Annotated in this window: 7 protein-coding genes; all 7 read right to left on the bottom strand. The window is 48.8% G+C overall.

The features are described from left to right. Positions 1-30: 30 nt before the first annotated feature. On the bottom strand, positions 31-1290 hold the full coding sequence (gene tyrS, locus ACJ28U_RS05190) for a tyrosine--tRNA ligase (RefSeq protein ID WP_407618609.1): 1260 nt from the start codon (positions 1288-1290) through the stop codon (positions 31-33). Between the two features lie 335 nt (positions 1291-1625). Beyond that, a complete protein-coding gene (locus ACJ28U_RS05185; protein WP_407618608.1) occupies positions 1626-1961 on the bottom strand; it encodes a hypothetical protein in 336 nt (111 codons plus the stop codon). Beyond that, the gene (locus tag ACJ28U_RS05180; RefSeq protein ID WP_407618607.1) at positions 1952-2209 is read right to left on the bottom strand and encodes an AbrB family transcriptional regulator; all 258 of its coding nucleotides are present in this window, start codon (positions 2207-2209) and stop codon (positions 1952-1954) included. The genes ACJ28U_RS05185 and ACJ28U_RS05180 overlap by 10 nt, the downstream gene beginning before the upstream one ends. Positions 2210-2318: 109 nt before the next feature. Continuing rightward, on the bottom strand, positions 2319-3224 hold the full coding sequence (locus ACJ28U_RS05175) for a sulfite exporter TauE/SafE family protein (protein WP_010375292.1): 906 nt from the start codon (positions 3222-3224) through the stop codon (positions 2319-2321). A gap of 246 nt (positions 3225-3470) precedes the next feature. After that, entirely contained in the window at positions 3471-4106 is a 636-nt protein-coding gene (locus ACJ28U_RS05170; RefSeq protein WP_407618606.1) for an NAD(P)-dependent oxidoreductase, read from the bottom strand. Between the two features lie 53 nt (positions 4107-4159). Then, on the bottom strand, positions 4160-4525 hold the full coding sequence (locus ACJ28U_RS05165; RefSeq protein WP_099088593.1) for a hypothetical protein: 366 nt from the start codon (positions 4523-4525) through the stop codon (positions 4160-4162). 102 nt (positions 4526-4627) lie between these two features. Beyond that, positions 4628-12775: a mucin-binding protein gene (locus tag ACJ28U_RS05160; RefSeq protein ID WP_407618605.1), complete on the bottom strand. Its 8148-nt coding sequence runs from the start codon at positions 12773-12775 to the stop codon at positions 4628-4630. Positions 12776-12951: the final 176 nt, after the last annotated feature.

The following is a 12951-nucleotide window of genomic DNA, read 5'->3' as shown; positions in this document are numbered from 1 at the left end:
TGACGGAGATTTCCATCAGGCATTTTTTCATTAACGTACGACCGCTACGGCCCACTTCTTCTTACCGCGCTTCACGATGACATATTGTCCATCGTACTTTGCAGTTGGGTTAATGACGGCTTCTTCATCAGTGATTTGCTCACCATTGATGCGGATGGCACCGTCTTTAACTGACTTACGTGCAGCTGTCTTTGACTTTTCCAAGCCGGCTGCCACAACTAAGTCCAACAAACCGATTTCAGCATTGTCGATTTCAAACGTTGGGACATTACCAGCCAAAATTGCCACTTCTTCAGTCGTCAATTCGGCGACGTCGGCGTTACCAAACAACACCTTCGTCATCGTTTCAGCCGTCTTAACAGCCTCAGCACCGTGCACGAATGTCGTCACTTCTTGTGCCAAACGACGTTGTGCATGACGCGCAGACGCATTTTCTTGCAAGTCGGCTACCAAGGCGTCGATTTCGTCTTGTGACAAGAACGTAAAGTACTTCAACATCTTCTCAACATCAGAATCAGCTGTGTTCAACCAGAATTGGTAGAATTCGAATGGCGTCGTCTTTTCAGGGTCAAGCCAAACGGCACCACCTTCAGTCTTACCAAACTTTGTACCGTCAGCCTTCAACAGCAAAGGCACTGTCAAACCAAAGGCCGGTGCCTCACCACCCTCAAGCTTGTGGATCAAATCGATACCACCCGTGATGTTACCCCATTGATCTGAACCACCAACTTGCAAACGCACATTTTCACGCTTCCACAACTCGTGGAAGTCAATTGATTGCAAGATTTGGTACGTAAATTCCGTAAATGAAATGCCGGCTTCCAAACGAGACGCAACGACATCCTTAGCCAACATGGTGTTAATTGAGAACAACTTACCGTACTCACGCAACATGTCGAGCAATGACAACTTACCCAACCAGTCAAAGTTGTTCACAATTGTGAACCCATCTTCACCGAACAACTTTACCATCTGGGCGCGAATCTTCTCAACGTTAGCTGCCACGTCCTCTTGTGACAACAACTTACGCTCTGACTTCTTACCTGATGGGTCACCGATTGAACCAGTGGCACCACCCACAACGATTACTGGCTTTTGACCAGCCAATTGGAATCGCTTCAAAATCATAAATGGAATCAAGTGCCCGATGTGCATTGAATCCCCGGTTGGGTCGATTCCTACGTACACACCGATTTGTTCCTTGGTCATTTGCTCACGTAGACCATCTTCATCGGTTGTTTGATTGATGGCACCACGCCATGCTAGTTCTTGCAAAATGTCTTCTGCCATAGCTACTCTCCTCTAAAAAATGATGACATTCTTTTTGGTTGGGGTAATAAAAAGCACCCCAACCAGTTAACACTGATTAGGGCGCTGTTAAACGCGGTACCACCTAAATTGCCACGATATTTCGTGACCACTCATCTTCCCAGTAACGTTGGGGTGACGTACATGATGTTTGTGCGAGTGTAATTCAGGTTTTGGCCTTGGCTAGCTCACACCGTCCGCTAGCTCTCTGCATGTCCACCAAAATCCCTACTAGATTCGCTCATGTAATATAGTCATTATAGCACGCGTCTTTTCCAATAAACAGATACCAATAACAGTTGAAATCAACGGTTGAATTAAAATTTAACTTTAAACCGTCGTCGGTCAAATAACGCGCCCACAATCACTGAGTTGATATCGGGCTTAATTCTATAAAATACCGCATATACATTTCCGATTGGAATACGATGCGTAGGTTCCACAAATCCATATTGATCGGTCACATCTTGAAATCTACCTGGCCAATAACTCAACGAGTCAACGGCCGTTTGAATGTCAGTAACATATCGTGTAATCTGACTTTTACTTAAACCCAACGATTCCCAAATTTCAATCTGTTCAGCCAACGAATCCGCAAAAGAGGTTAACTTAACAACTTTATATTCACGTTCCTCAATACGGTTCACTTCCATCCATACTCACCAAACCGACTAACCATCTCTTGATCAGAGACAATGAGGCCCTTTTCGAAATCTTCAAAGCCTTTTTCAATCAACTCTCGATCATGTTTCATAATAGCTTCATGTAACTGAAGTTGTATACTCTCTTCGTTTTCTTCGTACGGAACTGTATCACCTTCGCTCAATCCCCAGCTTGCTGGAAAGATAGCACCCAGGCTGTTACCAACACGTCTAACTTTTAATTCCTTAGAATGTTGCACGTCCCTCACCTCCTTATAACATGATTATAACATGATTGTTTAGTTCTCACGATTAATAAAAATTAAAAAGCAATGCTGCCATTTTTTCTGGCAACATTGCTTTTAAAAATTAGTTATCGCGATTAATAATATCTGCTGGCTCTGGTTGACGTGAATCACGGAATAGATTAAATGCCGTGTACAACGCTAGTGCGACGATAAAGTAGCTCAAAATGGCAATGTTAATGTTGGTCACTAACTTTGCGGCCACGATAACACCGATAACACCACCAATTGCCATACCGGTGAAACCACGCCACTCAACACGGCCAGTCTTCACAAAGCCAATCGCTGACGTCATCATGATCATAGCAGCATCCATCATCATCACTGGAAAGGCAACCAATGGATTAACACCGACTAGTGAGAAGAAAATTAACTCTGGTGTGTAATTTCCCAAGCCAATGGTCATCAATACCCCCAACGTAAAGTTGACCACCAAACCCAAGACAAGTAGCCAACCATGCAACCCGTGGGTCGTCATTGATTCAGCATGGCCTGGATTCGTCAGCAACTTAATGAACATTGTAACAGCTGCTAGCGTCAAAGCAATCGATAACCCACGTTGCATCTTACGCACTGGCCAATTAGCCGTAATACGCGTACCAGATGCCGCCCCGGCCACCGCCGCCAACGTCATTGGAATCAAAGTTGACACTTCGATTTTAACGGATGTGAGGAAGAACAATGCTTCCACAAACACTGGGATTGCATGACCAGCATTCATTGTACCCGGCAACTTACGATCATCATCCAGCCACTTAAAGCCTTTGAAGAACGCGGTCGTCGTTGCGAATGAACCGATACCGATCGTATCACCGAAATCTGTAATAAACCCAATGATGAATCCCGGGACAAACTTTTGGAGTAGGTTTACTTTGTTGCGACGCATTGTGGTGATGTACAGAATTGCCATCCCAATTAATGCAATGATTAATAGCACCTGCAAGGCGCGTAATACCAAATGTTCTGTCATAAAAAAACTCCTAAAATTTGTTTGTCCGAAAATTAAGTTTACCAAAAATTAGTGGTTTAGGCACGGTTTTTGACCAGTGAGGCTCACGGGTCGCCACGTTGCGACGAAGTATGGCGTCTGCGCCATTCGGTTGCCGATGTTTTGAACAAAGGCGCAGGATACCAGCCGAACATGTTACTCGTGCGATAGTACGACACAAAAAAAGTCATCCAATCGCTATCAAGCAACTGGATGACTTTTAATTACTTACATATCTGAAACCGTGAAGCGTTCACGGATGTGTTGGGGTGTTTCAATTTCGTCTAACACGCCGACCGCCATGTTACCGGCCGTAACATGTGACTTGCCATCTGCTGACAATAGCAAATCGTTCAACGCAATGCGGTGTTCGCTGGCTGGTCCTGGCGTGAAGTTTTGTTGTGGTGATACACCAGTCCAGTTCACATCTGGCGTCGCACGCAAAATGTCTAATTCCAGCACACCATAACGTGGTTCATCAATCCAAGCTTCGTTACCTGGTAGCTCGACCAAGAAATCAAAGAGGCGTGTGCCATTGGCTTGAATTAACGAAGCCGCCCCCAATAAGAAAATAACACGCGTTTCTGATTGACGGAATTCATGAATCAAATGCGTCACCGCATCCAAATTCAAATATGCCTCCTTGTGGTTGGCAAATGCATTGACCACAACATCAAACTGTTCTAACGTCGCACGCTTTAAATCAAAGATATCTGATACCAACAGCGTTGCCCCGGCGCCAAGTTCAGCACGTGCCTTTTCGACATTCCGGACAATGGCCGTCACTTCATGACCACGTGTTGTTGCTTCTTCAAATATTGCGCGTCCTGCCATACCAGTTGAGCCAATCACTGCAATCTTCATTACGTTATCTCCCAAATCCATTTTAATACGTCTATTGTATCAAACAATTTCGCTTACTTTTCATGAATAACCTGGCGAACTTGGTTTTTCAAGACCTTCACCCGGGTTTGATCATCTGGTTTCGTAATAATGTAGCTACCGTCCGACTGACGAACAATCGACTTCACCGTTTCCGGATTCTTTGAAATCGTATCTGTGCCTGGCAAAATATACGACTCCCCATTCGTTAGAATGAGTTCTGCAATCGGCGTGTCCACCTTAGCTGATGATTGTTGGGCCTTTTTACTGCTCGTTGGTTCATTCTGAATGAAAGCTGAACGCGCCGCCCAGAACACACCAAATAACATCAGGAACAGCATAAATAGCGCAGCGAGTCGCTTGACCCACGTTGTCACGGGATTTTTCTTTTTCTTAGCCATTTTGGCAAACCTCTCCAATTTTTCTTTACTTCCATCTTACCAGGTCTGCAAACAGAAAGGAGGCCGGAAACTCTAGGTTTCTAGCCTCCCAGTACCATTAATTTACAAAACCTTTTTCAAAACCACACCAGCTGTCGCCAACAAGCTTAGCAAACCAGCAATCGTTAGCCAGTATTCTTGTTCAAAACCAGTTTCTGGCAACGTTGCTGCTGAAACTGAATTAGTTTCGCTAGTTACCAATGGGCGCTCCGCTGCCGTAATCACTGACGTTGCTGGTGCACTAGCCGTCGTCGTCATCCCCGCTTGCATCGGTTGTGCAACTGCGACTGGCACCGGCGCTGGTGCGACAACTTGCTTAGTATTTACCTTCGTAACTGGCCGTACTACTGACTTAGCTGGCACATGCTTCACAACTGGTTGCTGCTTAACCGGACGCTTTGGTTGCACGGTCGTCACCGGAAGTGGTTGATAGACAACCGTCACCGCAGGCAAATCACCTGGCATGGTCACCGCAACCGTTGCGACTTCAGCCATTGACGTCTGATAGCCCGCCACTACCGGCGTTGCTTCAGCTAGCAATTCACTTGGCAACCAGGTAATAACCTGCGTCACCAAATCTTCATCCCCCGTCAAAACGGTCGCTTGCACAGTATCTGGTACAAGCTGGTGGCCATGCTGGTCAACATAATGAATTGGTCGTTGCACTGTCGTTGTCACAAGACGGTGATCATGGCCTAAATGCACCACAATCGTTTGATCAGTCGTTGTATCGTAGTCAAAGTCAATGCCACCGATTTCGTTAATCACGTGATAATGCGGTACGCCAACCGGCTTTACTGTGGCATGACTACCACCCAAGCCCGTGATTGTTGGACCAGTTTGTACAATCCGACCATCTTGGTCATCATCCACGTACACCACATGAGCCTGCTGTTGCTGTGGTGTGTAATGCACCGTCACATCTTGAACGTCCGTTGGTGACGTGACAGTCACCGCTGCTACCTGGCGTTGATCAGCAGTAAAGCCTGTCATCGTTGGTGTATCAACTGCAGCTACCGTCACCGGTTGCCACGTTACCTGACCTGTAATCAAATCCATTTGCCCCTGCAGCGTCACTTGTTGCGTCACCTGCTTTGGCGCTGGATAACCATTACTCGTTTGGTAACTAACATTGCGGTTAACTGCGACAACCACCGTCCCAACATCATGCGTCAAATGAATGGTAATTGTTTGATCACGCTTGTCATCATGATCAAAGCCTTGGGCATCCTGCATATCAACTGATGCAATATCATAATTTGCTAATTCAATTGGTTGGAAGTAAACATCTTCATCCGAACGGCCAATGACATCCGCGCCATGTTGTACGACCGCACCATGCGCATCGTCATCCACGTAAACCACATGAATGCGTTGTTGATCAGCTGTATAGGTTACTTGTTCTAACCCATCAGCATCATATGACGTTTGCCCCGTCACTTGGCGCTGATTTGGTGTATAACCAGGTTGCGTTGGGGTCGTGACCCGTGGGAAAGTAACCACACCCGTTTTGGCATCGACTGTCGCACCCGTTGTTTGGTACGTTGCCTGAGCTGTTTGTTGACCCGTTACCGCATCAACAACAATCGTCTTTGTCACAACTGCTGACTGAACAACATCAGCCAATGCCGTTGGTGCATTAACGTAGTGCACCGTGTTCGTCACCTTGTGTTGTGTGACTTGCACAGCTGAACCGTGCGCTAAGGTCACTACTACATCAGTCGCACCAGTCGCACCAAAGGCAACCTGACTCGGCAAAGCATCCGGTGCGACATAGCCCGCCTTGACATACTTCGCCACCACATCCGGCAAACTCGTCAACGGTACAGTTGCATCCGTCACCCCTGACACCGGATAACTAGTTAACGTTTCACCCGTTACTGCATCACGCACAATCACATGCGTCACTTGCACATCGGGCTCATACGTCACGGTCGTTTGACCGGCTTGCTGTTGCGGTGTTAACTGGCCGTTAACCGTTGATTGCGTCACCGTATAGCCTGGTTTAGCTGGTACGGTCACGGTTTTAAACGTCACCGTCCCATCAGTCGCAATAGTTGCATCACCCGTGATGGCATAGGTTGGCGCTTGATCCGTCAGTACCGCTTTCGTGACCGCATCGACAACGACAGTCTTCGTCACGGTCGCTGTTTGTGTGGCCACGACCACCGGCTGGCCATTTGGTGCGGTCACCGCACTAACCGTATAGTGAACCGGATAACTGCTTTGCTGGGTTGTTGTGCCATGATCCAAGCGTACCGTCACCTGCTGTGGTGTCGCATCATCCGTGTCATAAGTAGCTGGCCAATCACCTGCGTCAACAATCACGTAACCGGCCGCCTTCAAATTAGCCAGCGTCTTATCCGCTGTTGCCGTATCAATTTTTGCATCACTGCGCCCATTAATCGTGACCGTCGCAACCGTCTTATCACCATTAACATCAACATACTGCACAATCACGGTTTGCATATCAGGCGTGTACACCACCGTGTTGTTCACCGCAGGTTGTTGCACCGTTACTTGTTGGTGCACACTCTGCTGACTCGCTGTATATCCTGCCACCGCTGGTGAATCAATTTGTGCGAACGTGACTGCGCCGGTTGCCTCGTCAATCGTGACTGGCGCATCAGCCGGCACCGTATACGTTGACGCCACCACCTGGTTTGTCACCAAGTCCCGGGTATCCGTCCGGGTGACCGTCACGTGTTGCGTCGTCGTTGGTAACGTTACCCCTTGATAATTAATCGTGTTTGTCATATCAATTGGCGCCGTTTCCAACTTCGTCGCATGGCGCAACGTCACTTGGAACGTTTGCTGATCATCTGTGGCCGGTGTAAATAGCGTCCCTGCCACTAATTCCTGATCGGAAACAACTTCATAACCCTTCTTAACGTACGCCTGCAACGCCTGCTCAACAGTTGTAAAATCAACCGCATCACCGGTCTTGCCGGCTAGGTTAATCGCTGGCAAGTCCTTACCCGTTGTTTCATCATGAATCGTGACCAGCGCCGTCTGTTCTGCTGGCGTATAAGTTACTACCGCAGTTGTCGTTGGATTATCAAAGCTAGCCGTCGCCGTGACTTGCGTTGGATTACCCGTGTAACCTGGCATACTTGGCGTCGTGACCGGTGCAAACGTAACAACCCCAGTCTGCGCATCTACGCTAGCTGCTGCGTTCTCCGTTGCTAGAGCATACTTCGGCGCTTGGTAACCATCATATTTAGCAGCATCCGCCGGCAAAATTTCATCACCCGTTACCGCATCCACCGACTGTGTCTTGGTCACTTCCGCTGACACAACTTTTTCCGGTACCTTAGTCGTCGTTCCTTGATAGATAATCGTGCTGCTGACTGGCTTTGTAGCCGTTGTGGTTGTCACGCCATGCTTAAACACAATCTCATACAACTGTGATGGTTCAGCCTCACCATCATCTTGTGCGTCAAAGATTGCCGTCGTTGGGAATGTATTCGTTACCAACACATAGCCCGCCTTCTCCAAGGCCGCAATTTGTGCTTGTACTTCAGTTTGATCCATGGCGCCGCCAGTTTCGCCCTTTAGATAAACAGTCGTGATCACATGCTTATCTGCCATAGCGTCTTCAAATGTAATTTGCGCGCGTTGTGGCTTGGCGTCATACTGCACAACTTCATTAACGTTTAGATTATCAAACGTGGCGACCGCATCAATGCGATCAGGTTTCGCGGTATACCCAGCCTGTGGCTTGGTTGGAATTGTCCGATAGGTAATCACGCCTGTCGTCCCATCCACCGTGGCAACCGCATCATCACTACCAGTAAAGTGTTCGGCTTGATATGCAGTACCGTATTGGTCAGCATCCGTCGCTTGAATTTCGCGTCCCGTCACATCATCAACACTATACGTCCGGGTCACATCGACCGTTTGTGTTACTGGGTCAATAGCCGTCGGTGCGCCAATATATTTGATTGTATTCGTTGACGTGCGGGTCTCACTTTGCTGGCTCACATGGTGCGAGACCGTCAACTTGTAAGGTTGATCGACTGTATCATCAGTATCAAACGTTTGTTGTAATAATGGCTGTAAGGCGCCAGCCACATCGTAGCCCGCGGCCTTTAGCTTATCAAGATACGTTTGCACGGTATCCGTTGGTACAGTGCTATTCGATGAGCCAGTCAACGTCATTGTTGTCAACGTGGCACCAGTGGTTGCATCAACAATCGTGACAGTCGCTGTCTGCGTTGCTGGTGTATAGATCACAACATCATGCTTTGTAGGCGAGGTCATCGTGGCCGTTGCGGTTACTGTCTTGTGGTTAGCGGTATATCCCGCTACCGTTGGTGTATCAACGGGGGCAAAGGTTACCTGACCCGTAGTCGCATCAACCGTTCCATCACCAGTCACCGTATAGGTCACGGTGGTAGCATTTTCATCACCGGTCACATCATCAACCATCACATGACGCGTAACGATTGCCGTTTGTGTGGCAGTCGGCGCTTTTGTCGTCCCGTCTGCTGTTTGATAGACAACCGTATGGGTTAGTGTCACAGATTTTGTCGCTTCGTGTTGTTGGTGACCCAACGTCACGACAATCGGCGACATAACTTCCGTCGGCATAACAGTTGGTGCTGTCGTCAAACCATTATCCGTTACAGTATAGCCACGGCTCGTCAAATCAGTAATCGCCTGAGTCGCTGGTGTCTTGTCCAACGGACTGCCGGCTTGGCCTGCTAATGTGACCGTCTGCAGAACTTCCCCCGTGACAGCGTCTTTAATAATGACCGCCACCGTTCGGGCCAATGAAGCGTACGACACTGTGGTGCTGGTATCACCTTGGTCAAAATTGGTTTCACCGGTCACTGCGGTTAGATTTGCCGCGTAACCTGCAACTTCTGGTGTCGTGACCGACGTAAAGGTAACCTTACCATCTTCGCTCACCGTCGCCATATCATCAGAAACGGCGTAGGTTGGCGCTTGATAGTCTGGATACTGACTCGCAGCGGTGGCTGAAATCGGCTCACCCGTATACTGATCAACCGCATACGTCTTGGTGACCGTGACGGTCTGCGTCTTATCAGCTGGTGTGTTAGCTCCCGCACCCGTGTAATGAATTGTATTTGTGAGTTGTTTCTTAACCGATGCCATCGTCACACCGTGCACAAAATGCAAGCTAATTTGCTGGTCTGTGGCGTCATCTGCATCAAAAGTTTGCCCCTGTAGTACCTGGTCGTTAGCTGGCAACGCTTGTAGACCAGCTGTTACTAGGTCAGCCTGTTTGGTTTGGACAGCTTGCCAATTTGGCGTGCCATTCGATGGCCCAGTAACAGTTACCGTGCCCAACGTCTTACCCGTTGTATCATCAACTAGCGTCACTACGATTCGTTGCGTGGTTGGGACGTACGTGACTTGTTGCACCGCTGTCGTCGCTTGACCTAATTTAATCTTACCGGTAACCGTCGTGGTATCCGCTTGATAGCCTGCAACTGTTGGCGTTGCAACCGGTGCAAACACCAGCTGACCATCACTATCAATCGTTGCGCCATCTGCCGTTGCAACAGGTGCAAAATAATCATCGCCATACGACTTGGCGTCTGTCGTTGTAATCACTGATGACGTCACCAAATCAATCGGTGCGGTTGTGGTCACCACCGCGCTTGTCACCGCATCACTTGGCGTCTGTGTCCCTGCACCTGTATACGTCACCGTATTCGTGTAGGTTTGGCTAGTCGTTGCTGAGCCAACCGCGTGGCGCAACACCACCTGGTATGTTTGTGTCGTCGCGGTATCGCTGTCAAAAGTGGCACCTGCCGTCGTTGGATTCGTCGTGACCAAGTAGTGAGCTGTTTCATATTGGTTTACCAACTGCGCGACATTGTCAAAATCAATCGCCGTTGCGGTTGATCCTGTCAAATTGACCGTATTCAACGTCTTACCGGTGGTGGCATCAACAATCGTCACCGTCGCTTTTTGGGTATCGGGCGTATAGGCCACTTGGAATGTCATATCCTGTTGCGCAATCGCTGGATTAGCCGCAATCGCCTTGGCTAGCGAGGGATAGGTTTTCCCATTGACAGCGACCGTCACTTGATAACCAGGAACCGTTAACTTCTGATCCGTTTGTGTGAAACTAGCGGTTGTGGCCTGCTTCACCATCACCTGTTCTGTCACCTGACCGCCTGGCCGATTAGTGGTCGTTAGCTTCGCTGTAATCCATTGTGCATCCGCGGTCGCTGCATCAGCCGCCCCGGTCGCCTGGGTCACTTGTAACAACGCATTATTAACCAGCGTGGCCAAATTACCAGGTGCCGCCGTATCAACTAGCGCGTCATTGCTCTTGAGCGCATTCACTGCACTCGTAATCACCGCAACTTGTGACTTAGCATCTGCCAAATCGTGCGCTAATGATTGATTCGTGGGATTAGCAGCGACCATTGATTGTAGCTGCTTAATTGCCGTACTTGCGCGCAAACTCTGATTAGTCAGCACCGTCTGTTGATCGGCAATATTTGTATGGGCCGCACTTTGCAACACTGTCAGTGCAGATGAGGCCGCCGCTTGACCAACCGCTACCGCTGACAAAGCCGCACTCGAGTCAGCTACGGCTGCAGCTGATTGTGAGTTTGTGAGGGACATTAATGACGTAATATCCTTTGCCTTGGCCCCAGATGACATAATGGCCGATTCATTCTGAGCAAACGCACTGCCTAAGCTTTGCAACTCTGCCAAGTTGCTTTGTGCCTGACTGTAGGCCGCCGCAATTGAACGATAATAACTACCCGCACTAGCCGATACTGGTCCGAGCAACGTTTGCCAAGCATTCAATTGATCGACCGCTGAACTTGCGGCGGTAATCGCAGCTGAAATCGCGTTCGCTTGCTGGTATAGCTGCACGGCTGCAGATGACTGCACGAAATCAGATGGCATCACGTTACCCGCCGTATTGGCTGCGCTTGCTACCGCCGTATACAAACTATTCGTCATACTAGCAGCTGCACTAACACTCTTCATAGCCGTCGATAGTGCACTGGCGTTTGATGCGTTTGCAACTGTCGATTGGGCCACCTGTAGTTGTGAGGCCACCGAAGCCAAAGAACTTTGTAAATTAGCCACTGAACCGGCTGCGCCTAACGCCGTCACCATGTTGGTCAAATTAGAAAAGAAGCCACCGCCAGTAAAGGCACCAAACAGATTACTAATGGCCGTTGAATTCAAGGCGTTTTTAGTGTCCGCGGCGGCCGATGAAGCGTTCGCCACGTTCAACACGGTTCCAGCTCCGTTCGCCAAAGCCCCCATCTTGGCCGTGTCTAATGAAATGGCTGAACTCAAAGTCGTCAACGTCGAAACGGCACTCGAAAAAGCCGCACTGTTCTGCAGCGCGTAAGCTGAACTAGCTGCTGCCATGGCGGCAGCTAACGACGTGGTCACGCCATTTAATTGGCCCAATACTGAGTTCGCTTGCGATACAGTTGACGTCAATGCGGGTTGGTTTGAAGCCAAACTAACCAATTGCGAATAGTAAGAAGACGCCGTTTGCTCGTCATATTGAATTTGCTTTGACAAACTCGTGGCGTCATTAGAAACCGCTGATGACGCCGTTACTGGTGTCGCTGCCAATTTCTGTGTCACCGTCACGATTTGATGACTAGCTTGGGCTGAAGCAGACAGCGATGCTAGTTGCCCTGATGCCAAACTGCTACCAGCTGGTACATCAATCACAACTTCAGCTGACGAAGCTGTTTTTTCCGAAGCGCTTTGTGCGGTCACGCTGACAGACTGACTGCTGCTTGAAACCTTGGCAGCGACTGAAACGCTCGCTGAAATACTTGGCGTCACTGAATCAGACGACACCGCACTCGGACGAGCCGTCTCGCTAGCTTGACTGCTAATGACTGACAAGCCTTGTAGGCTTGTACTTGACGATGCTGCGACTGATGATGATACAGCGCTGCTACTCATCGGCACACTGCTCGTTGTCGTTGAGGCTGTTGTCACACTAGTCGCTGGCTGCGACAAAACAACCGATTGTGCCACACGCACACCGGCTGCTGAACTCGTTACATTAGTTGCTTCACTTGATACGACAGGGGTCGCATCTGCTGACGCAACTTGCCCTCCGAATGCCATGGCCGTTGCCCAGACCGCACCAGCAACTACCCAGCTTTTCCCTGACTTGTATAATTTTTTACGTAAAAACCGCTTTGCCGTGGCGGTTTTTGGCATCTCTACTCTTTTCATTTTCCCAATTCCCCAATTTCTTAAATCGCTATTCGCTTCTAAAAAGAAAGTGTTCTCAACCCGATATTATAGCATTTTCCGGAAGGCATTATAAAAAAAGCGTGGTACGCCAGCGGTACACGGGAAGCAACCCTGGCCAAAACAAAAAGTCGCTAACCTACCAGTTGGTAGATTAG

The sequence above is a fragment of the Weissella sp. MSCH1 genome (assembly GCF_045799135.1).
Classification (GTDB): Bacteria; Bacillota; Bacilli; order Lactobacillales; family Lactobacillaceae; genus Weissella.
This window is presented reverse-complemented; position numbering and strand designations above follow the sequence as displayed.

Excerpts from the sequence above, each read along its gene's own strand:
- tyrS (WP_407618609.1), bottom strand. The coding sequence starts at position 1,290 with ATGGCAGAAGACATTTTGCAAGAACTAGCATGGCGTGGTGCCATCAAT.
- ACJ28U_RS05185 (WP_407618608.1), bottom strand. The coding sequence starts at position 1,961 with ATGGAAGTGAACCGTATTGAGGAACGTGAATATAAAGTTGTTAAGTTA.
- ACJ28U_RS05175 (WP_010375292.1), bottom strand. The coding sequence starts at position 3,224 with ATGACAGAACATTTGGTATTACGCGCCTTGCAGGTGCTATTAATCATT.
- ACJ28U_RS05170 (WP_407618606.1), bottom strand. The coding sequence starts at position 4,106 with ATGAAGATTGCAGTGATTGGCTCAACTGGTATGGCAGGACGCGCAATA.
- ACJ28U_RS05165 (WP_099088593.1), bottom strand. The coding sequence starts at position 4,525 with ATGGCTAAGAAAAAGAAAAATCCCGTGACAACGTGGGTCAAGCGACTC.
- ACJ28U_RS05160 (WP_407618605.1), bottom strand. The coding sequence starts at position 12,775 with ATGAAAAGAGTAGAGATGCCAAAAACCGCCACGGCAAAGCGGTTTTTA.